Annotated in this window: 18 protein-coding genes and 1 pseudogene; 8 read left to right on the forward strand and 11 right to left on the reverse strand. The window is 56.6% G+C overall.

Annotation, left to right across the window (positions count from 1 at the left end):
- From NKI73_RS15285 to NKI73_RS15305, 5 genes are read left to right on the forward strand one after another with little or no spacing between them, the layout of a single operon-like run.
- A complete protein-coding gene (locus NKI73_RS15285) occupies positions 1-693 on the forward strand; it encodes a VirB8 family type IV secretion system protein (RefSeq protein ID WP_352631030.1) in 693 nt (230 codons plus the stop codon).
- On the forward strand, positions 690-1,499 hold the full coding sequence (locus NKI73_RS15290; protein WP_352631032.1) for a TrbG/VirB9 family P-type conjugative transfer protein: 810 nt from the start codon (positions 690-692) through the stop codon (positions 1,497-1,499). Before NKI73_RS15285 ends, NKI73_RS15290 begins: the two co-directional genes overlap by 4 nt.
- Complete coding sequence (gene virB10, locus NKI73_RS15295) at positions 1,499-2,725, forward strand: type IV secretion system protein VirB10 (protein WP_352631034.1); 1,227 nt, start codon at positions 1,499-1,501, stop codon at positions 2,723-2,725. Before NKI73_RS15290 ends, virB10 begins: the two co-directional genes overlap by 1 nt.
- A complete protein-coding gene (gene virB11 / locus NKI73_RS15300; RefSeq protein WP_352631036.1) occupies positions 2,706-3,722 on the forward strand; it encodes a P-type DNA transfer ATPase VirB11 in 1,017 nt (338 codons plus the stop codon). The genes virB10 and virB11 overlap by 20 nt, the downstream gene beginning before the upstream one ends.
- Positions 3,719-5,857, forward strand: a complete 2,139-nt coding sequence (locus NKI73_RS15305; protein ID WP_352631038.1) for a type IV secretory system conjugative DNA transfer family protein — start codon at positions 3,719-3,721, stop codon at positions 5,855-5,857. The genes virB11 and NKI73_RS15305 overlap by 4 nt, the downstream gene beginning before the upstream one ends.
- An 893-nt stretch (positions 5,858-6,750) precedes the next feature.
- Here NKI73_RS15305 and NKI73_RS15310 read toward each other — a convergent pair.
- Together NKI73_RS15310 and NKI73_RS15315 are read right to left on the reverse strand one after the other, a co-directional pair.
- A complete protein-coding gene (locus NKI73_RS15310) occupies positions 6,751-8,865 on the reverse strand; it encodes a C1 family peptidase (protein WP_352631040.1) in 2,115 nt (704 codons plus the stop codon).
- A 49-nt stretch (positions 8,866-8,914) separates the two neighbouring features.
- Complete coding sequence (locus NKI73_RS15315) at positions 8,915-9,736, reverse strand: zinc metalloprotease (protein ID WP_352631042.1); 822 nt, start codon at positions 9,734-9,736, stop codon at positions 8,915-8,917.
- Between the two features lie 695 nt (positions 9,737-10,431).
- Here NKI73_RS15315 and NKI73_RS33640 point away from each other — a divergent pair.
- The 3 genes and pseudogenes from NKI73_RS33640 to NKI73_RS15325 form a co-directional block, all read left to right on the forward strand.
- Positions 10,432-10,554: pseudogene (locus NKI73_RS33640) on the forward strand (IS5/IS1182 family transposase); the annotation flags it as partial.
- 499 nt (positions 10,555-11,053) lie between these two features.
- Positions 11,054-12,064, forward strand: coding sequence for a hypothetical protein (locus NKI73_RS15320; protein ID WP_352631044.1), 1,011 nt, complete (start codon positions 11,054-11,056; stop codon positions 12,062-12,064).
- Positions 12,061-12,333, forward strand: coding sequence for a hypothetical protein (locus tag NKI73_RS15325; RefSeq protein WP_352631046.1), 273 nt, complete (start codon positions 12,061-12,063; stop codon positions 12,331-12,333). Before NKI73_RS15320 ends, NKI73_RS15325 begins: the two co-directional genes overlap by 4 nt.
- Positions 12,334-12,518: 185 nt before the next feature.
- Here the strand turns inward: NKI73_RS15325 and NKI73_RS15330 are convergent, their stop codons facing one another.
- The 9 genes from NKI73_RS15330 to NKI73_RS15370 all read right to left on the reverse strand — a co-directional run bounded on the left by NKI73_RS15330 (position 12,519) and on the right by NKI73_RS15370 (position 22,212).
- Positions 12,519-13,865: a Dyp-type peroxidase gene (locus NKI73_RS15330; protein ID WP_352631048.1), complete on the reverse strand. Its 1,347-nt coding sequence runs from the start codon at positions 13,863-13,865 to the stop codon at positions 12,519-12,521.
- A gap of 10 nt (positions 13,866-13,875) precedes the next feature.
- Entirely contained in the window at positions 13,876-14,340 is a 465-nt protein-coding gene (locus NKI73_RS15335; protein ID WP_352631050.1) for a hypothetical protein, read from the reverse strand.
- A 209-nt stretch (positions 14,341-14,549) separates the two neighbouring features.
- Positions 14,550-14,768, reverse strand: a complete 219-nt coding sequence (locus NKI73_RS15340) for a hypothetical protein (RefSeq protein ID WP_352631052.1) — start codon at positions 14,766-14,768, stop codon at positions 14,550-14,552.
- Between the two features lie 128 nt (positions 14,769-14,896).
- Positions 14,897-15,757 carry a hypothetical protein gene (locus NKI73_RS15345; protein WP_352631054.1) on the reverse strand — a complete coding sequence of 287 codons (861 nt, stop codon included), beginning with the start codon at positions 15,755-15,757 and terminating at the stop codon, positions 14,897-14,899.
- Positions 15,729-17,516 (reverse strand): caspase family protein, encoded by a 1,788-nt coding sequence (locus tag NKI73_RS15350; protein WP_352631056.1) that lies wholly within the window; start codon positions 17,514-17,516, stop codon positions 15,729-15,731. The genes NKI73_RS15345 and NKI73_RS15350 overlap by 29 nt, the downstream gene beginning before the upstream one ends.
- Before the next feature lie 384 nt (positions 17,517-17,900).
- Positions 17,901-18,677 carry a copper chaperone gene (locus NKI73_RS15355; RefSeq protein ID WP_352631057.1) on the reverse strand — a complete coding sequence of 259 codons (777 nt, stop codon included), beginning with the start codon at positions 18,675-18,677 and terminating at the stop codon, positions 17,901-17,903.
- Positions 18,678-18,687: 10 nt separating this feature from the next.
- Positions 18,688-20,220, reverse strand: a complete 1,533-nt coding sequence (locus NKI73_RS15360) for a tyrosinase family protein (protein ID WP_352631058.1) — start codon at positions 20,218-20,220, stop codon at positions 18,688-18,690.
- 61 nt (positions 20,221-20,281) lie between these two features.
- Positions 20,282-20,926, reverse strand: a complete 645-nt coding sequence (locus tag NKI73_RS15365) for a hypothetical protein (RefSeq protein ID WP_352631060.1) — start codon at positions 20,924-20,926, stop codon at positions 20,282-20,284.
- Between the two features lie 44 nt (positions 20,927-20,970).
- Entirely contained in the window at positions 20,971-22,212 is a 1,242-nt protein-coding gene (locus tag NKI73_RS15370) for a hypothetical protein (RefSeq protein WP_352631062.1), read from the reverse strand.
- Positions 22,213-22,333: the final 121 nt, after the last annotated feature.

Here is a 22,333-nt window from a genome sequence, read left to right on the forward strand (position 1 = left end):
ATGGCAGACAACGAAGGTGCGCTGAGGAGCTATTTTCAGGACGGCGATCGATGGGAAAACGAGATCGTCAAGAAGGCGAAGCGCTCCCGGTCGCTTGCGTGGTTCGTGGCACTGCTTTTCGGCGCGATCACGTTGCTGGCGCTCGCAGCCCTCGTTCTCTTGGTCCCGCTGAAAAGCTTTGAGCCGTATATCGTCGAGGTCGACAAGAACACCGGCTACATCGAGGTCAAGACAGGCCTGACCAAGCCGTTGACCCTGACAGAGACGCAAGCCATCACGCAAGCCAATGTGGTGCGCTATATCCGCCACCGCGAGGGCTATGACCCGTTCGCCATCGAAGAAACTTTCGGCGTTGCCGCTCTTCTGTCAACCGGGGATGCAGCACGCGAGTTGGCAGAGCAGTACAGCGCAGCCAATCCGAACAATCCGACCAAAGTCTACGGCAAAAACAAGCGCGTGCTGGTCGACGTCAAGTCCGTGACGTTCTCGAATGCCAGCACGGCGCTGGTCAGGTTCTCGACGACGGAAAAGTCCGACACGGAGTCGATCGTCCGCCACTACATTTCGGTTGTGCGCTACCGCTACACGGACACGCCGGAAACGAATGAATGGCGGTTTGAAAACCCCCTCGGATTCCAACTCTACAACTACCGCCGCGACCAGGAAACGGTTACGTCGGGGGACGAGGGATGATGAAGCGCCTGCTGTTTTCGGCGGCGTTTTCCGTCGCCATCCTGACTCACGCCCATGGTGCGCAAACGCCTCGTCCGGGAAACCTCGACGGGCGCGTTACCAGTGTCGTCTATCAGCCGAACAACGTGGTCACGGTCAATGCCACCTATGGCATTTCGACCATGATCATTTTCGACGAAGACGAGAAATTCGAAACGATCTCGCTCGGCGACACGGAAAGCTGGCAGGTTGCGCCTTCCGAGAAGGGCAACATCCTGTTCGTCAAACCGGTCGCCAAGAACGTCACCACCAATATGAACGTGGTGACGACGAAACGAATCTATTTCATCGAGCTGCACGACTATGCGCCAGAGGCAGGCCACAAGGTCTTCGGCGTGCGCTTTGTCTATCCGGAGAAGGATCTGAACGCCGCCTTGCGCAAGGAGGCGGAATATAGGGCGGCAAACCCCAACGTTTCGAACATCGACAAGGCCAACGTCAACATTGACTACTCGTTCTCGGGCGACGCGGCCATGAAACCGTCGATGGTCTTCGATGACGGCAAGAAGACCTTCTTCAAGTTCAACGGCCGCGTGCCGGCGATCTTTGCCGTTCAATCGGATTTTTCCGAGACGCTGCGCAATTTCCGCAAGGAGGGCGACTATCTCGTCGTCGATGGCGTCGCCACTCAATACACGCTGCGCGACGGCGATCAGTGGACGTGCATTTTCAACCTTCGAAAGCCCGACTTCGGAACCCCAGACCCCGACATCCTCGGCCCGGCTCCCGATCGCCAGGCTAAGAAGCGCTGGAGGAGCGGCAACTGATGAAGCAATCTCCAGAGCTAGAGGCCATGCTTGCCGGCGACGATACGGCCATCGCCAACAAGAATGCCAAACGCAATCAGCTGCTCGGCGGTGCTGCGCTGGTAATCGGTGGCGTTGTCGCCGCCTATTTCGTCCTCTCGCCCGCCAAGGAAACCTCTCATGACATCACCCAAGGCGACGAGGAGTTTCGGACCACGACGTTCCGTCCGCCGTCATTCGTGCGCGAGCAGGATAAGCCGGAGGCGCAACCCGACCCGGCGATCATCAATATTCCGCCACCGCCCGAACCGGTTGAACCGAAGGTCGATACGACCGGATTCAACGTTCCACCGCCGCCTCCCCCGGTTGCCGAGCCGGCCGTCGCGCCACCCCCCGCGAACGAACCGCCACCGGAAGAATTTCCGCAACGCTACAAATCAGGGCTGATCTCGCTCGACCAGGCCAAGGCTGAGGATGGCGCCGGCGGGCTCGGCGGCGCCAATGGCAGCGGCCCTACGGTCGCTGGCGAAGACCGCAACAGCAAGTTCCTTGCTGCTGCATCGAGCCTGGCCGACCGTGGTGCGAAAGCCACCCAACTCAAGCGCATTGATGCCTTGATCCCGGAAGGCACTCTCATTCCCGGCATCCTCGAAACGGCGATCAACAGCGACTTACCGGGGCAGATTCGGGCGATCACGTCTCAGGATGTTTATTCGTTCGATGGCCGCCGCATCCTCATCCCGACGGGAACGCGACTGATCGGTGAGTATCAGTCCGATGTGACCAGGGGACAAAAACGTATCTTCGTCATCTGGATGCGGCTTATCCGTGATGATGGCGTGAGTGTCAGGCTGAACTCGATCGGAAGCGACAGTCTCGGCCGTTCCGGTCTCACCGGCCATGTCGACAACAAATGGCGCGAACGTTTTGGGTCGGCCATCGTCCTTTCCATCGTCGGCGCCGGTGCCAGCTACCTGACCGGCTTCGGGAGCGACCAGGCGTACGGCAAGAACAACGACGATGCCAAACGTGGCGAGGAGCTGGCGCGCGACACGATCGCTCAAACCTTCAGCGACATGGCCAACCAGGCTTTGAGCGAAAATCTCCGCATCCCCCCGACCATCAGCGTTGGTCAAGGCGAGCGCATCTTTGTTTATGTCAGACAGGATCTCGATTTCAGCGCCATGTACGACGATCCCGTCACCGAAGCGATGAAGGAAATTCAACGTGAACGTCGCCGTAGGTAGAGCCCCCAACCCTTATCATTTTCTCGATCGCGCGCTGGTTCCGCTGAAACCATTCCTGGAAGACCCGCGCGTCGTCGAAATTTCGATCAACAAGCCCGGCCATGTCTATGTCGAACGTCTCGGCTCCGACCATATGGAGCACCACGAGATTCATGAGCTGACGGCGGTCGAAATCCAGAACATCGGTGAGCGCGTCGCCGGCGCGACAAGTCAGTTTATCAGTCACTCCAAGCCCATTCTCAGCGCCGCGCTGCCGACAGGCGAACGCATTCAGGTCGTCCTGCCGCCGGCCGCTCCCGAAGGCGGCTCAATCTCGATCCGCAAGCAGGTGGTCAACAACTTCACGCTCGAGGAGTATCGCGACAGCGGCTCGCTAGACAGAGTGTCGGTCGCCGTCGGCGGCCTAAGTGACATCGATCGCGACTTGATTGGCCACCTGCGCGCCGGCCGTATCTATGACTTTATTGATACGGCCATCACGAAGCGCGTGTCGATCCTGATCAGCGGCGGCACTTCTTCCGGCAAAACGACGTTTCTCAACGCGTGCTTGAAAAGCATCGATGCCAATGAGCGCATTCTGACGCTTGAAGACACACGCGAACTGTTACCGCCCCAGGCCAACAAGGTGCACCTCCTCGCCTCAAAGGGCGATCAGGGCACTGCTGACGTGACGATTCAAAGCCTGCTCGAAGCATCGCTTCGCATGCGCCCCGATCGCCTGTTTGTCGGCGAAATCCGCGGCGCCGAAGCTTTCTCGTTCCTCCGCGCGATCAACACCGGCCACCCCGGCAGCATGTCTACTGTCCATGCCGACACGCCGCTGGGTGCCTACGAGCAACTGGCGATGATGATGCAACAGGCTGGCATGTCGTCAGGTTATTCCAAGGCCGATCTGATGTCCTACATTCAGATGGTCATCCCCATCGTCATCCAGCTCCGCCGCGACGGCGGCAAGCGCGGCGTGTCGGAAATCTTCTTTGCCCGGGATGAATCATGAGCCAGGGCTATAAGGCCTTTTACCTGTTCTTCTGCACCGGAATCGTCTTTGCAGTCTGGATTCTCGGCTATGGCCTTGGCCTCCAGATTTTTTTCCGTGACGGCCGCATTCTCGAAGCGACGATCACCACCAATCCATTCGCCCCATTGCAACAATTCTGGCTCTACAAGAGCAACACCACATTGCAGATGGTCGCGATCGGGGCGCTCGTCCCTGCCCTCCTTGCCGGTGGCCTAGCTGCATTGCTCGGCCTTCGGCCGCAAGGCAGCCCACTCGGTGACGCGGCCTTTCAGGACATCGCTTCTCTCCGCCGCGGCAAGTGGTTTCGCAAAGCCGGCCATGTCTTCGGTCGCGTCGGCCGCAAAATCCTGCGCACCAAGGATGATCGTCACCATCTGATCATCGGGCCGACAAGATCGGGCAAAGGCGCCGGCTATGTCATCCCCAATGCTCTGATGCATGAAGGGTCGATGATTGTTACCGACCTCAAGGGAGAGATTTTCAAGGCGACGGCCGGATATCGCCGACGCAGCGGCAGCCAGGTCTTCCTTTTCGCGCCAGGCGCGGAGCGGACGAACCGCTACAACCCTCTCGACTTCATTCGCCAGGAACGCGGAAATCGCACGACCGATATCCAGAACACTGCGAGTATTCTCGTTCCCGAAAACACCGAATCCGAAAACTCGGTGTGGCAGGCGACCGCTCAACAGGTCATGGCAGGCGCTATCAGCTATGTGCTGGAAAGCCCGTTTTATAACGGCCGGCGCAATCTCGGGGAGGTCAACTCGTTCTTCAACAGCGGCGTCGACCTCCAGGCGTTGATGAAATTCATCAAGGCAAAAGAGCCGTACATGTCCAAATTCACGTTGGAAAGCTTCAACGCCTACCTAGCCCTTTCCGAGCGCGCCGCCGCTTCAGCCTTGCTCGATATTCAGAAGGCGATGCGGCCATTCAAGAACGAGCGTGTCGTCGCCGCGACGAACGTCACCGACATGGATCTCCGTGCGATGAAGCGTCGGCCGATCTCCGTCTACCTCGCACCCAACATCACGGATATCACGCTGCTCAAGCCGCTCCTGACGCTGTTCGTGCAACAGACAATGGACATTCTTACCCTCGAGCACGATCCGAACTCACTGCCGGTCTACTTCCTGCTCGACGAATTTCGGCAGTTGAAGAAGATGGACGAAATCATGATCAAGTTGCCCTATGTGGCAGGGTATAACATCAAGCTCGCCATCATCATCCAGGACTTGAAGAACCTCGACGAGATTTACGGCGAAACCTCCCGGCATTCGCTGCTCGGCAATTGTGGTAATCAGCTCATTCTAGGCGCGAATGATCAGGCGACCGCCGACTATGCATCGCGTGCGCTCGGCAAGCGGACCATCCGCTACCAGTCGGAATCCCGCACGATCGAACTCTTCGGCCTGCCAAGGCGCACGAAGGTCGAACAGATTCGCGAGCGTGACCTGATGATGCCGCAGGAAATCCGGCAGATGCCGGAGAGAAAGATGGTAGTGCTTGTTGAAGGCCAGCGCCCGATCTTCGGCGACAAGCTGCGATTTTTCGAGACACAGCCATTCAAGTCCGCCGAAACCTTTTCGCAGACTCACACGCCGGATGTGCCAACGATCGACTATCTCCCGGTACAGCCGGTTCCGGCTTTGACCGACGATTACAACCGGGCAGGCCAGCCCGCTGAAGACGTCGGTGCCCCGACTACCGGGATGGCTGACCCCGAAAAGAGAATCTCGTCACCAGTTAACGGCGCTGCGGCGATGCCAACTATCGCTGCGGCCGCGAAACCGGCGCCGGCAACAAAGGAGTCCGCAGCTCGCACCGTAGATCGCAAAGTTGGCCTGCCGAAACCGAAACACGCTAAGGCATCGAGTGGCGGATCTGGAAACGAAGCGGAGGAGAAACCGGAGGTAGCGGCGATCGACGCTAGGATTAAGGTTGCCGAAGAAAGCCTGAAACCTAGCGCTGAACGCCTCAAGGAAACAGTTTCTCAGAAAGTCGAAAAGCTCGGCCAAGCTTCGCCCACGAAACGGCGAAACTATCTCGACATTTTCGCAACGACGGTCCCCGACCCCGTCGAACTCGGCCTGGAGGCCGCTGAAGCCCAAGCATAAAGAGCAACGTATAGTCCTAATGCGATTCACGAGAGATGTGTAGCGCTCTGAAGAAAAGTGCAATACCAGCGGTGGAGAGAATGTCGCAGACGGGTGGTTGTACCACAACCGAGTTTCACACGCATTTGAAAATAAGTGATGAGCACTGAAAAGGCGATCATTTGGTGCCGCTGGGCATGTTTGAAATGCGCAACATGATGATCACGAACAATCACCGGCCTGCTCTGCCGTACCTTACCGGCATTTCTTCTCATTCCAAGCATCAAGTGAACTTATGGAATAGAGCACACCCTTGCCCTACCTTCACGAACGTAACCCAACTCTCCTTGAACGCGATTGCGGTGCCTGCCGAGATGCCGCTCCGACACTTCGGGTCAGGAACATACCTCCAGCCGCTATCACCTCCCTTTGGCTATCCTGGCGAGGCAGCCTTGATAGGGACGAAGCCTCGAGCAATTCCAGGAAAAGTGTGTGCGGTTTTCCGTCCGGAATTGCGTAGAAACAAGGAGATAGAGCGTTTCGCCGTTTCCGTGAAACGGGGAAACGCTCTAGGACGGCCTTGCATCCGGACGCGAAGCGCTTGCGCCGAAGGCGCAGCGGAGAAGGCAGAGGCCGGCTATCTTATTTTGGTTCGGATGGAAACACGAAACACGCAACTCTACCGGAAAATTGGCGGAAGCGTTCATTGTCGGGCCGGGCGGGTTCGGTTGTGAGCCGATCGCCCTCTCGCGCGGTCATCTCGAATGGTCAGATGCATCCGGGAGTGGACGGATGAGGTCGCACCGTGACGCCCCGGGAGACCAAGTTGGCAGTTGGCATTGGCTTTCAGCACCTCGATGCCTCGGGTCCTCAGATGCCCTTGAAATCAAGGCATTGCGCTGATCATGGCATGATCAGTAGCCTGTCAGCTCGCCAGCCACCGGAGGCTGCGGGACCTTGCCGCCAAGTATGCGAGACATAATTGTTGTCAGCGTTGCGGGGTCATTGTCAAAGCCTCCGTGACTTTTTGGAGTAGCATCCTTGCCTACGGAATAGCTTGTGGATAGCCGTTTCTTGTAGGAGTTTACAAAATCGTCGTAAATCTGAATTCCGGCAATGGGCGTGTTGGGGTGATCTTCATAGGCTCGCGACACCAAATAAAGCAAAGAATGGCTGTACGAAGGCAGCGAGGCGACGCCGACCTTGTCATCGAGTTCCAGTTGGTCGCCGAGATTATACATGTATGCCTTGCCCTGAAGTGGGCTTCCCTCTTCAAGGTAAGGGCCATAGCACTGATTAAAGAAGTCGACAGTGCATGCTGGTGCCATGAGGTGAATACTTTCAAGCTTCATCTTGCTAAGACCGATAGACTCAAACTTCTCGAGAAATCGGCCCAAAATGATCGCGCCGGCGCTGTGTCCGACGAGATGGAGCTTTGGGCGTCGGTCAGCCTGGTCCAGGCCCTTAAGCAACATAGACAGGCCGTATAGACCGCCGCCGTATCGGTCCTCTCGATTTGGCAAAAAGGCAGCTTTTGCGTCTTGCTTCATATTGCGCCAGGCCCGCGCACCTAGAGGCTTTCCTATGGTTTCGAACAACACGTCACCCAGGATTCCGCCAGCGCGGGCATTGGCAGCTTGCGAGAGTGGTCCGAATGCTTCGTCTATGAATCCCGAACCCCACATGAGATGAAAGTTATAGATACGATTTCGCGCGAAAATGTCGTTCCGTTTCCAGACTGCAATTCGGTTCGCTTCGTCATCCAGTGTGTTGAGGCCGCCGTGTGCGTAGATGACGAGATGGTCGTAGCCTTTACCGGTGCTTTCTCCCGCGTCCTTGTTCGAGTTTGGGTCGGCAATCCGTTTCACCGTCTCCCCCATTTCGGATGGAGTCGGTGAGGCGTATCGCCCGTCGACGACGTAACGGCCGTCGTCGATGTTGATGAAGTGGCCGACGATGTCGCCGCGGTTCGGAGCACTCGCAGCGTTGGGAACAGCTAACCCCGACGGAACGCTTCTCGGAAATGCACTGAAAGCCGAGGGCGCGCGGACTCCGAGCTGCAGGACCCACGCGTCCATCATGGTTGCCGCCCAGTCCTCGTAGAGCCAGTGGGCGATTCCCCCGCGACCCCAGCCCGATCCCCACGAGTTCAGCACCCAAAAGCCTTCCGCGTCGTAGCCAACCAGCGCGAAGGCGTGGCCACCGGCAGACTCCCCTCCGGGTTTGATTTGATACTCACCCACCCAACCTTCGGATGTCTGTCGCTTTTCCGGGATTGCCCAATGCTCGTGTATCTGCGCCGACGCGTAAATTGTGCCTACTTCGTCAATCGCGGCATGAAAGTCTGAAAGATCGGGCTGGAGGCGGTAGTATGCGCCAAGACGCGTCTCTCTTGCTTCCTTGGCCATTTCATAGGTCAGGGTCCAATTATCTTCGGTGCCGTCTGGTGCAAGTGCCTCGCTACAAACTCCGTTGCGATAAAAACCCTTCACGGCCCCGCGTATGCTCGATCCTAGGTAGCTGGTTCCCGCCCACTCATCATTCCGTTTGGCCATCTCGTAAAGCATTCGCGCACTGACGCGCTTTGCGGCTGACTGCAGCTCCTCGTGATGGAGAAGACAGTCTATGGCATGAGCCAAGGCATGACCTGTGCAGCTCTGCAGTGACCCCTGATTTCTGACCGTGAACGCAATTTTGGGATAGATGCTCGGCCTCAGCACACTAAGGCGCGGCTGATAAATGCGATCCCGTATGTCTGGAAGATCTGGAAGTGCATTCAGGGTACGGTTATGCAGCTTCCGCTGCTGTTTGAATGTCCGATTGCCGAGCTGGATAGGCATCTTCAGAGCATGCGGCTTTTGCGCCGCTGCATCAGCCGGCACGTCCTCATCGCCGGGGACGGGCGATTTGATGCCAAGCCTCCCAGCTGTTTCGTCAGCAGGCTCACTTTGCGAGCCAACCTCCTTTGCCTCCCGATCACGGGCGGGTCCACGGGCAGTTTTAGAGATTTTGGGAGTAATTGCCATCATCGCATCCCCACCCGCGACATAAGCCGGAATCTCCGAAGCATGCAGAAGGCTACGGATACATCTTCTTGATCATCTTCACATCTGTCGGCGAGACCACCGTATTTTGATTGGTTGGACCGAGCCCGTCAGAAAACAGTGCTGCGTCAAACGCATAGAGCATTATGGAATCTGGGTCGAATTCCGTGGCCGCTATGCCGCTGGGCGAATATTTGTCCAAAACATTGCTCTTGATGTCGTTCGGATCCCAATAATTTGGCGGACCTTGAAAATATTTCATGACAGCTGCTTCATTCCAGGTTCGCGTGAATTTTGGATTCTGATGCTCATGGATGCAGCCAAGAGCATGACCAAATTCATGGGTAACGACCCTATGATATTCTTCGTCGTCCGTGTCGTCCCTGAGCCATCCATAATTCATCGTCGGTTGATGAGTAGGAAAGTAGCTCGTGTTAAGTGCGTCCCGCCCGACTGCCGACCATGATCCGCTGTCCGCAAAAAACGAGATCCGGATCTCGGCGCTGCCCTTCGTGACAAACTGTAGTTTGATATCCGCGTATTTTTGCCATTCGAGCGCGATAGCTTTCACCTTCGACTTCATCTTGACGCTGCCGTCCAGAAATCGGCAGCGTAATACTGAACCGGCGGTCCACTTTTTCGAGTTGACGAGAGCCATCTTGGCGACGGTCAGCACGCCATCGGCTTTCAGCTTCTTTTCGCCACCGGCTGCCTCAATCATTTGCTGCCGCATCTGCCTTCGCACCATACGTTCCGGATCAAGTTCATCGGGTATGATGCGCTCGAAACAAATTCTCACGGGCCCTCCTGCTGTGTAAACCGGCTTCTCCAACACGACCTTGGTTTTCTTGGCCATTTTATAATTTCCCCCCACAACCGAGACGTTGTTTGTCGATTTCTCGTTTATAAATAGAGAACGACAGTGGATTGTCACACGTTTGAATACAATTGACTAGCGCCTTTCGAGCGTCGCGAAGTAATTGTGGCTGGCTTCAGCCTGACGACCACAGGCGGGCAGCCTAGCCGAAACGACCGTGCGCAGAACCCGTTGGGAGGCGCCGAGGAGACTACGGAACGATTAGCAAAATGATGCCTGGACCAAGCAGTTCGCAGCCACCGAGTCACTTCTATCGGGGAAACATTGTCGTGGAGGGTCAAGAGGGCAATCGCCTAACGACATATATAGCATTTCTATCGATCGATTCTGCAGCACTATTGCAACGCGTCTTAGGACTTATAGATGATACGCTTTATGGCTCTGAAGAACGTATGGCTGCGGATAAGAATGGTGTCCCGTATTCCTAAATAGTCGACTCGTTGGATCAAGACCCGGTGGTCGCGCTAATGCGGCTCGAATATTGGACTATAAGTCTCTTGGCTACCTCCCTGTCGACTCTCAGGACATGAATAAGGTGGATCTAGCCTATCGAAGCTGTCAGTTGGCTTATTCATCAAAGGAAGAGCCACAAAAGACCGGGTTCTTCGAAGTCCGCAAATCGTTCTGGACTGCGTGGCTATAGTAACTGATCAAGCGAGAGCATCTCCGGTAGGCGATACCGTGGACGACATTTGATCGAAAATGCCTTCTGTCGCCTCAGGGATTTCCGTCGCATCGCCGCCCCGCCGCCAACTTCCGCGGTTCCACTGGCTACTATGATCGTGTTCTGGCTTTGAGAGGCAACGAAAAGCTCAGTCGGGCGATGAACAACACGAAATGGGACGAGCTTCGGCTGGAAATTGCGCGCTCACGCCGCCCCCATCGTGGAGCACGCTTTCCACAACCGGCTACCGCTCGCCTTCCGATCGAGAGTGGTTCTATCACTTCAGGGAAGGGCGTTACGAATCCATCCTTCACTTGGACATTCAGGTCGAAACCCCCGCCCAGCGAGAGCTTGTCCGTTCGGCTCTGAGGGAGGTGCATGTGCCCGGCCCGGAAATGGTCGACGGCTTTCGCGTGTTCTGATACATCCAGGACGGTCAGGCTGCCGCCTTAATATGAGTCTCCATTGCCGGCCTGATCGAGTCTAGCCCCTTGGAGACCAACCTTGGCCGGAACGTAGACAACGCTCGCCGATCACAGATATAAATGGGTCGAATGAGGTGTTTTCTGTTTCTGTAAGGAAGGAAAAGAAGTACACTGACAGGGCGACAACTCGCGATTTTGGAGGACTCCTTGGCTACCACGGGGACGACCATACTTCGAGAAAAATATAATCAACTCGCTTCATGGGTGTGGTCGAATTTATGGCGAATAATTTGGGGAATTTTATTTATAGCGCTTGTCTTTTCTTATATACGTCCATTTGAGAAAGAACATACTGACATAGAATCAGATTTAGCTAAAGCCTGGAACGGTACAATTCAAAGGCTTGGGTTACAACCGTTATATCCCCCACAAGAGAACTTCAGTGTTGGAGACATTTGGCTTGTTGCTTCCTCGGTGTCTAGTGACGGCGAAGACGCAACGCCGATTGACACAAACACTCTGCAGCAGCACGCGGTACGCGTTGGCCACGTTGATCTTACAGAGTCCATAAGGAATAATTCGTTCATACCTTCGTTGTCATCAACCGCTATTGCGGAAGACGGAACTGGTAAAACGGAGCTACTCCCTGCAGCGTCATCGGATGTCCCCGTTCATTTGACGTTGCTTTCGTATCCGGGTCTACACATTTCCCGAAAGGTTGGTACCAGCGCCTCCTTTCTGGGCGGTCTCTTCAGTTCATCCCGTTCAGAAGATCAGATACAGGATATAGCGATTCCTGTGGCAGAGACCTACGGAGCTTCGCCTTTGGATGCCATGGGGGCTCTTTATGCTTGGTGCGCATCAGAAGACAATAAGCCCTATTGTGAAGACGAGATTGCGCGAATTTATTTTTCTTATGCGGTTAATCCGGCGGTATTGGCGGTCAACAGTCAAAAGTACAGCGTACGACTTGACATAGTTATAGTTGATCGTGTCTATATGACCCGCCAACTTGATATCACTAGCGCCGGAAACATCACAAAAGACATTAAGCAGGGGGTAGACGGCCACAAGGAAGAAGTGATGGCACACTCTGACGGGCTAGAGACTAGCCTGACTTTGAAGGAGAAATTTCCTCGCCCCTTGGTGTTCGGATTCCGAACTGTCGGCTTCGGCCTTACACCGTCGGAGCCAAAAAGGGAGTCTGCGAAAAAATGAGAAACCTTCTTCTGCTGCTCTTCTTATTCAACGCTGCGGCGGCCTGGGCTGACGATGTCGTTGCTAATCCCCCAGACCAGGTTGCAAATCCCCCAGACCAGCAAGCGCCTGACAAGATAAAGTGCGCCAAAAAATTCACAGTCACCTGCGTGACAACCGTGAAAACATTGGGCTGGGGCGCGGCGTCGCACAATGGAATCGATGCAATCATCAAAAATCCTAAGAGCGATATTGATTCGCAAGCTATTAAGGATTCTTTTAAGTTCTAACGGGAGCTGCCGAAGCCATTTCATGCCAGTACCAGGGTTTCGATTTGGCGAAGGCACCCCGATCGGGGTGAAAATGATGTCCGCTGCCGACCAAAATAGGTTTCGTCATCCACAGGCGAACCAGCAGCTTGGGTCACATTTCAGTCCAAGGTAAATCCTACGGATTCGACTTCATGGCATACCGCTCAATCTCCGACGTTGGCGATCTCGCGGAGTCCAGACAAACCAGGGAACAGCAACAGCAGCGTTCCATGCCAATGGAGGAGTTGCGGCAAATGGTGCAACAAGACTTCGCCACTGGACGTGGATATAGCGGCGTCCGGTACGGCCCCTGGTGTCGCTCGATCTGCCATTAACATATCTTGCCAGCGGAGCCGGTGGAAATCGAAGACGGGGCTGAAATCGGCCTTATTGATCCAGTTCATGACAAGGAAGAACTGGGCCCTCAGATTGGAACACAAGAACAATCCTACCAGCCCTCGATCAACACCATCGTCGCGCTCACCTTGCAGTTCCGGCCCATATGGCAGGCCTCTGCGCAACAGCTGAGGGCCCCCTTTCGGTACAGTGGGGGTGACAAGTGCCGTCAGAGCCTGATCGCGAGGGTTTGCCAGACGTATGTGCGAGGTCAGCGGGCAGCGTAGACCTTTCGGATCATCAGAATAGCCGAACGCCGTGGCCGTTGAGAGTGCCGGGTTAGGCGCGGTCGGCGATAGGATCAGCGGAGTGCCATCGCGCCATCTCCCCATCATCTTCGCTGCTAACAGCTCCCTTGCTTGTCCAGCCGGAATGGCGGGCGCGAGGTGGGGAGCATTCGCGCTCAGAAACTGCTCGAATGTCGCCACATCCTGGCGAATCCATTGAAACGCCCCGTAGCTGCCGTCGCGCACCAAGTCGGCCCAGCGCCCCTCGCGCGGGAAGGACTGTACCGTTTCAGACCAGTACCCAAGTAGGAATTGGCGGACGTCCACGAGATCGGGCCGGTCTGGCTCGTCGTCCCAGTTCACCGCGGGCTCGGAAATTCCGTCTAGAAACCCGAAATGCAGCTTCCTCCCGCCTATCGAGCGAGCGGTGATAGCCGGATCCCGATCGGCGTTGGGCGTAAGCTCGACAAAGCCGGCCTCCGCCCCTTGCCGCACCATGCGGCTCGCGTCATCGAGCCCCGCCTCGGTCCGACAATGAACGCTCACAACAACGTGGACTTCGCCACCGGAAAAGCGTCCCTTCCACTCCCCCGCCACCGCTTCCGGTGGCGGTTCCCGGAAATCTGCAGGAAAGGCTGTCTCGGCTCCAACAATGCGTTCTGCCGTCAGCAGCGCTTCAAGTCCAGGCCATGTGATCCCAATATTCACAAGAGGTTCCGGCCGCGCGCTCAGATCGTCGCTCGCGCTCGTAACCTTCGGAAGCCATTCGCGCAGGCAAGCCCTCGCTTGCGCGGCATCCGTTGTCTTCAGCAACAAGTGCCGCGCCAGCGGATAGGCATAGCGCTGGGTGATGATCCCTTGGATATTCTCCCGCGCCGGGCCGGGCATCGTCCGCAACCTAATCCGAAAGCAGCGGTTTGATCTCTCTGACCGTGCGGTCGCCGAAGGCGGAAAACAAGTAGCCCGCGACGTGGCCATCCTGGTCCTTGTCGCCGTCCGTCGCGTCGCCGAGTGCCCGGACCTGCAACCCCTTGGAGAATTCAAAGAATTTATTGCTGTCTTCCAGCGCCGCCGGATCGATCGGCGTCTCCGCTAGCGAAAATAGCAGGCCGAACACCTGCGGCAGCTTTTCGCGGAAGAAATCCGTGTAGGCTTTGTGATCGCCGTCATATTCCGTCAACACTTGCAGATACAGATCGTCGATCACCAGAACCCGGGCAAAGTGGACAACCTCGGACTCGCGCAGGGCGGCATCAATCATTGGCTGGATCTTCGTAGCGAAGTCAGCCTTGACCTTCGCCAGCGTGGCTTTCGCTGTCTCGTCCTGCCTAATTTTCAGAGTCAGATTGAGTGCATGCGTCATGTGAGTGTCCCCCTTTTGATGTATTTATTTCGCCAACTTAGGCTCTAAAATAACCGCGCAACAGCCCAATAATTAGAATGCCAATAAAAAGATGAACACTTCGCGCCCGACCCCTCGGTGATGGAAAGGTGCTTGAATCAAAACCGAATTTAATCACCACATCAATTTCCGGTCCTGCGCGATGCCATCTGCGGGATGATGTGTTCGACCTAGACGTCGTCGGAGCCGAGCATTCGCAATTCGGCATGCTTGTCGTGTTGGCTGAGTTCGATCTGCTCAACAGATGGTTGTAGGATGTTGTTGGCCGTCAACCAGTTTCGAGCCTGTTTATCCCCGGCTGTGTGACGCCCTGTGGGACAGCACGATGCTTCCGAAAACATGCACGTCCCCATTTTCAAAGAGCTGATGTCTTTAATCAGCTCATACATCTGCCGTTCGCCCATACGATAGGCAGAGTGACTATCAATTTGACAGGTTGCGGCTTTAAGTCGGCGAGGTCGCGCGTATCGCCCCCCTTTTGGTGAGCGATCGCTTCCCGTGTCTTCTTGGAGCCGGCTCAGCCGAAGCCTTCGCGAATGGCATGCGCAACGTTCCGATCATTGAGATAGCCGACAATGCCGTGGCGATTGGACGTTTGGTTGTTTACCGTGCCATTGTTCGTAATAGCTGGATCGACGTCGAAATTATCCGAATCGAGTGGATAGAGCGCAACCACGTCACGCGAGTCGTAGGCGTTGTACCATCCTCTGGTGCCGGCCGGGTTGGTTAACGTTCCCAGGGCCGACCTGATCGCCCGAATGCCAAGTGGACAGCCAACCGTCACAAATAGGGGGGGCTTGCCACTGGCGTCACGAAGCACATCATATGCGATGACGCTTCCAAGCGAGTGCCCAACGACAACAGTCGTGTCGTTGTTGAGGCTTTTCGCGACAATCTTATTGATCTCGCTTCTGACCGCTGTCTTTCGTGAGTACAAAAACACATCCCGCAGGAGAATTTCGATCGCACCTTCCGACACACCCGTCAGATGCTTGTCGAGCAGCCGAACGATCGCCTGTACCCATGCCCAGTTTTGCGGTCCTTTTTCGGTCGGGAGATCACCGGCCTCTGCTTGAACTTGGGCGTCCGAGATATTGAGGCGAGCACGCATCTCATCGGCAACCTGCGCTTTGAAGGCGGCATACTCATCGAACACCGGGCTGCCTTTGGGCATGAAAGCCGGATCGGCGGGTAGCTCGAAGTCCTTGACGAAGTCGTCGAGGCGATCCGCATAGAACGGAAAGTCAACCTCAACATTGGTCGGGAACTTAAGCCCTGCCTGCTTGAGCCCTTTGCGGAGCGTTCCCATCCAAGTCGCCTCAAGTTCAGCTGGCACTTTGCCGCCTTGGCTACGGCCGTGAACGAGCATCAATCTCATTTCGATTTCCCCTCTTTATCGCGCTCATGATCTTGTCTGCTCGCGAAGGTCTGAATGTAGTCCAGAGTGCCGCTTCCAACTCGTCCTGCGCTTCGGCAATGACCCTCGGCAGCTTGACATTTCGGAGGCGAAGCAGGTTCCACCCCTGTGTGAGCATTGGGCAGAATGGCGCAATCGCCACACCGCTGTCTGTCATTGCCCTCAGTTCGCCTGCCAGCAGTGCGACGTCAAAAATCGAAGCTTGAAGGTCCTCGTACATGTACTTCAGCACCGATATTATGGCCTCTCGATCATCGGCTTGCGAATAGGCGTAGGCCGAATAGATGCCGAGAGATGGGTCGAGCGCTTTGTCGGTGCGCGATTTGCGAGCGAAGGCCTGGGCTTTCGCTTTGTCATTCAGCCTGAAGACGCCTTTGCCAGCCGCCGCCGCTGTGGTTGCGCGCAGCTCTTCGATGGCTTTTCGCCGGTCGCTGTATGGCTTCCATCTGTAGTTGTTCTCGGAGGGCACGTAACTGATGTTGACCACTGCATTTCCGTCTACCGTCACGTGCGCGATGTAACCAGGCAGTCCGGCGATAACGGTACCGCGGCCATTGGAGAAGCGAATACCGATATTGGTAATGTTCGATGATATGTGAAGCCGCGCGATCCCTGGGCTCGTCGTGGTACCGATCTCAAAGATCTCTGCCGTGGCGTCCTCGCCGACGGCAACCTCGGCGATACCAGCTCCCCTAACGGCTAGCCCGGTTTGTGTCTCGAAAGACCTTACAAATTCGACGGGAGCCGCTTTGTTGACAGCAGCTTCAAACCCACTGTCTCTCGCTATCCGTTTGATCGCATCGAGAGTCTTGAGAGAGACGTCCATCGGCGTGCCGAGCTTTTCCCAGAGCTTGATCGTGCCGACATCCCTTATTGTGATCGGTTGTCGCGAAGGTACCGCGATGCCGTCTGCGGGTGGCGCCCTTGCCGGGCCGGCCCTCGCGATATAGGCATCGCCATCCGACAGGACCTCAGCATCCGGAACCTGCTCGTACTTAGCATTGATCGACTGGAGGAGTTCGGGCACGCGCCGTTGTAGGGTAATGGCAAGCCTGCGGTTTGGTACGACTGAGATCTGTTCGCCTGCCTCTGTAACCTGCTCGACCGTGTCTGCGTCGGGCTCTGAGAAAGCGTCCAGCAGGCAATACGTGAAAACACTGGTCTTCTTATCATCGCCAACAAGTTTCAGTTCATACGCTGGATTGGTAACGACTGCGGCAAGGTACTTGTCGACCTTGCTGCGTGCGCCGGGTTGGTCAGTGTTTGGAATGAGCACGCTGCCCCTGATGCGCATAGCCGTTGTCGTTGCCGGCGGCGTGCGGCAGGCGTCCGAAATTAGGACGACGTTCGGAATCCCGCATCCCTTGGCGAGTTCGGCGGTTTCCGTCCAACTGATGGCCTCTTCGCTGTCCTGCGGTGCGTTCGTCAGGAGCCAAAACTCGTTGTCGTTCTTCCAATAGCCGTGTCCCGAAAAGAAAATAACGAGCTGGCTATAGGTTCCCTTAAGAACGATGTCTCTGACGGCTATTTTTAACATAGAGGCAGTGACCTCTTTGTTGTTGCCGTTTGCGTCCACATCCGTGAAGATCTGAACCGGGTCAAACCCTTCTTTCTTGAGCCACTCTGCTACGGCTTCCGCACCGGCGGCGCTGCCTTGCAAAGTAGGCAGTTCGCCTGTCTTGTTGACGCCGATCACAACGGCTGCGCGCTTCTTCCCCATGACACCTCGTTCTCTTTGACCGTTAGGCGCCGAGGTCCCCATCAACCTTCAGGCCTGAATTTGACTGTGCACCGTGGCAGCAGGGTCGTTGTTGTCGTCAGCAGTTGCAAGTTCTTCTCGCAATTTATGTTCTTCTCGAAGTTTAGGCCTTCGCCACATCTTCTGTTTCAAGAGAATAGCTCGATCGATGTAGGAAACATTCCTATCATCGCTCCCTTGACGGTCTTCTCGAGCAATTCGTCTCCGCATCGTGCACAAAGGTAGGTTCATCAAAAAACATCGCCGTTGGCCTTGTTGATGAATCGCCGCAGATGACGAAGATCGATCAATCCCTTGCTCATCCACAGGGCTCCTCCCGCGTGTTCTAGGCAGATAAATCCGAAGCTAATCAATCTCCTTGTAGCGGCAGATTGACCGCCAAACATTCAGCCGAAACCGCACGAGACGAAAGATCGTCGAAGGCCATCGTATTTCCCAGCCGGGACGCCGAGGTTTCTCCAAGCGCTCCGCTGTCAGCAATGCACTGGTCGCCGCCATTGCTATCAGGTGCCCGCTTTGCATCGCCAAAGGGATGAGCATCAGGGCCCAGCAGGTTCCGCAGCACCAGATCCCTTGCATCACGCCATACCTGAGAGCATCCAAATCGGCGCTGATCCCATGCACAGCAAGAGACGGCTGGCTGTGGCAGCGGTTCAGGCAGAATTGCTTTGCAGGAGAGAATTGCCAGAAAAGAACGACCGCTCCCACCAACGCGACAGTGACGATCGGTGCTGTCTGCATCACCCGAAATGCGAGCATCGTCGTCACGATGAGAAATCCATAGGCAAACCAGATCGTCCAGTAACCGATCATAAGAAGCACTAGTGCCCGCAGGCGCCGGCTCGGCAGGCTTCTCGCGCGGATGTGCCCAACAGCACCCACGAGCATCGGCATCATCATTGCCGCGACCATGAGCAGCCATTCTCCCACGAGATTTGCGGGAGAATAAAACGTCACAGCAAAAGCGAGCTTGTCGAACGAAAGCTCAATCCAAAAATCGGTGCTGCAAAAGGCTCCAAGTTTGCGCTGTTCGGACCCTGCCACTATGGTTGCCCAGGAGGCGATTGCCACCGCGGCAAGGGGAATGCGAGTCTGCAATCGCTCGTAGGCAGCGGGGGTCATGAGGAAGCTGTCATTCGCCTTGACGCACGATGCTGATGCGGCCGACACGGACGTCGGCCGACTGTTGGACCGGCGCAACCGCCTGCAGCCGGATTCCAATTTTAGCGAGATCGGCGTCCCCCGAACCAGCGAACTCCGAATAGGCCTTCGTGATATTCAACACGTAGGACAAACCATTTCCGGCATGCCCGTCGTCCGGCTCGGTCGCCTTGGTGATGCCAAATAGCCCGATGCTGCCGACCTGTCGTTCGACGGAGGGGGCGCTGCCTTTTCCCGGAAACTGTACATAGACCTGGAGAACGGTAGCATCGGAATAGCCGCGGACGTTCTCGAGATTGAGTAATACCTTCTCTGCCTTCGCGCCAGGCGCGGGGCCCGCGGTCAGTTTTCCAGCGACCTTCGCCCGCATCGTGGGATCTAGCGGAACGGAGGCCTCGGCGCCTTTCCCTGCTACGACAAGCGAGTGTTCGCTGGCGCCAATCACTTCGACGGTTGCGTCCCGACTTGTTCCTTTCGATTGGGGCATTGCAATCACTCCGGGCAAGGCCGTTGTCACGCCGGCAACCGCCTCTATCAGTGCATCTGCCGGCGAGAAATCGCTGTAAGTATAGTCCAAATTCGCAAAATCAGACATCTGCCCTGGAGTGAACTGCCACGGCGAGCCGTCGGGCAGCGGAACGACAAAGGCGTGCTGGCCGATACTGGCAGGCCCGTCCTTCCACCTGGCTTCTGCTGGATCCGGGTGATTCGAATTCCAAGCTTGCCACAATCGATCGATGTTCGCGTGGTGCAGCCAGAAGATCGGGTCAAGGCCAGCCGTCTGCGGCGCCGACATAAGTCCCGGCAAAGGTCTGGGGCTCGCAGCGGGAAACATCATCTCCCCGCCAACAAGGCCATGCACCTGGTCGTGCGGTTGACCCTCGAGGTCACCGTGTGTCCCGCCACTGTGCTCGAAACCCGTGTCGACTCCGCCGAAACCAGGATCACCCCCGCTCGCCACGCCGGTGAAGTCCGAAACGGTCATCGCGTCCAGATTGACCGCCTCGAGCGGGATGAAGACGTTGCCTGGCTGCCTGGGGTCCGGGCCCCAGCGCTGTTCGACAAAAAGGGGATTGTTGCCTGTCCCATCCGGCCAATCTCTCGCCGCAAACGCGCGCGGCAATCCGTTTTGGCCAGACTTGAAGTAGTTCCAGTAGGGCAGGGTCCAATCGTCCGGCCCTCCGAGTGCCTTGACCGTGGAGCGAATCAGTTTCTCGAACCCGATCAGGTACCCGCGATGCCACGGCAGAAAGTACCAACTTCCATGCTGGCACTGGAGCCAGAACCGATCGAAATCGGTCTTAGCGGGCAGCTGCTCGCCAGATGCCTTATAGCCGTGGAATTCCCAGAGACCCTGATGGTAGCCGTGCATGCCGGCCCAAAATCGCCAGCTGGTGCGATCGTTGAGGGCTTTGGGTTTCAGCGCGGCGACCGCGCGCGCATACCAAAGGATCGGATCCGCCCAGTCGCCGCCAAGCTCCCATACGTTGTGCCGAATGAACATGCTGCCCCCTCCCAAATCCCATTCACTCACCTACTGGCAGGCCGCCAGAGCAGACGTGCGTTCATTCCAGCTTGATCGTCCGCTTATCCACGGTTCGGCTCTTAAACCCGGCATTCTGCGTAATTCGAACTTCCACCGACGACGCACCCGGAAACTGGTTCTTGTCGACAACAAAGTCGGGAGTCGACTGTCCAACCGCCAGCGTCTGCCATTGATCGGCATTGTCGGGCTTCGCTTGAATCATGTAGCTCACACCGCTGCGTTGCTCGACCTTCGGCGTCCCCAACGAGAGCTTGCCCGGCTCGCCTGGAATGGGCAGACCGAAAGTTGCGGTTTCGCGAAACTGCTGGTCGGCCCGGGTCGCGGGTTCCGGCCGAAAGGCGTCGAGCGTCTTTCCCTTAAATTCCAGATCGACTTGCGACAACGTACCGGTGACGTCGATATCCTGCTGGATTATCGCGCGATGTGGCTTCTCGTCGTCCTGACAGGCCTCGAACCGCAACTCGGGACGCACTCGGCCGATCTCTTTTCCGGCAGCGTCCTTAAGGACCAGCCTTACTCCTTCGTCTTTGACATTTGCGCCAGCTTGTTCAGAGGAGCTCGTACGCATCTTCGCAGGAAGCACATAGCGAATCAGACCCTCTCCACTGGCGGTGTCGATGCTGGCAATCACGTGAGCAAATGTGTCGCTTCCACTGTCAGCCATCGCACAATCCTTTCCGCAACACCGCCCCGCCGCCGATTGTGAAATCAGGCGATGGCGGGTGCAAATTGTTCGTCCTCTTCCTTCAGTCGAATCCGGATAGCCTCAAATGTGTGGGCGCAGATCCACTGCTGATCCGCATAGGTCATGACATCGTGGTGGTCAGTCCCGGAAAGGGCCTGCAACGGCATGCCGAGGACCCCATCGCCCAGATCGTACCCGACATATTTTCGGTCCGCGTTGGAAAGCTGCCCATTTTGATACGGAAAGGCGGGATCAGACGCATCTTGCTGTCCCGCCGGGAAACCGGGGTGGTACCGGCCGAAAGTGTGGCCCAACTCGTGGGCGCCGTACCAGTCGGCATAGGAGAGATCATTGTCGCCAGCAAAGCCATTTGGAACTCCGCACGGCCCCGATGCAACCGTATCGGGCTGCGGCATTGCCGGAATACCCATCGCACGGCCGCGCATAAAGTTCGCGCCATTGGCGTCGTCGACCAGGCCGAAATAGTGGGTGCGCGGATCGACGCCGCTGTTCACATCCGAGCTGCGGATCGCGGCAATCTGCATGTTGGCCTGCACGACCGTATCGTCACTGAAAGGCGCCGAGAAGTCGGCGTCTACGACGACTTGTGACCAGATGACCGAGGGCACCGGATAGGCGCGCTCAAGATAGGAGCGCAGATAGGTGAAATGCACTGCATCGGGCGTGTGTGTCTTGCCGGTCGCTCCATCGCGGTATCGCAACCCCAAGCAGCGAATTCGAAGAGGTGCTGCTGAAACAAAAGTGGCAGACGTCATACGCGTGCCGGTCAGAGGCTGATCCTCGCCTCCTTTCTGTGTCACGCGGTTGATTTCCACCATCAGTTTGCCCGCTCGGGTCGAGCTGGCCGGCAGGCGAAAGTTCAAACTGGCGGCCATTGTGTCACGCTTGTCCACGAGCGTTGTCCCATCTACGGGGTCTAGGTCCAGCTCGTTGATCGCAGGAACGTATGTGGCCGGTCCTTGCTCGCTTGTCCTCAGCGTAATTTCACCCCGCAGTTTTGTCGCGGATCGAACACTCGCTTGATTGATATAGACCCGCACTAGCGTCGCCTTGTCGGCGATCAGCGTCACCGAGTTCTCGACGCTTTGGATGGCCTGGCACACTTCGATCCCCTGGATCGCTAGCCCTGCTGGCGTGGCGCCGGCGAATTCGATCTGTTGGGGTCTGCGTCGCGGAGCAGTGGCGTAGGCATGATCAACTCTCGTTGCGGCCTCGTTGCGCGGCATCCCTCGCTTGTTTTTCATGGCCCAGCCCCCAAAAACCGCACACGCCTGCTAAGAACTTAATCCAGAACTCAAGAATTGTATAGTGTTAGATTAAGATCCATGCACTCTTCTTGCGGTACACATAACGCTTGTTCTTGCG

The sequence above is a fragment of the Mesorhizobium sp. M0496 genome (genome assembly GCF_040321205.1).
Taxonomy (GTDB): Bacteria; Pseudomonadota; Alphaproteobacteria; order Rhizobiales; family Rhizobiaceae; genus Mesorhizobium.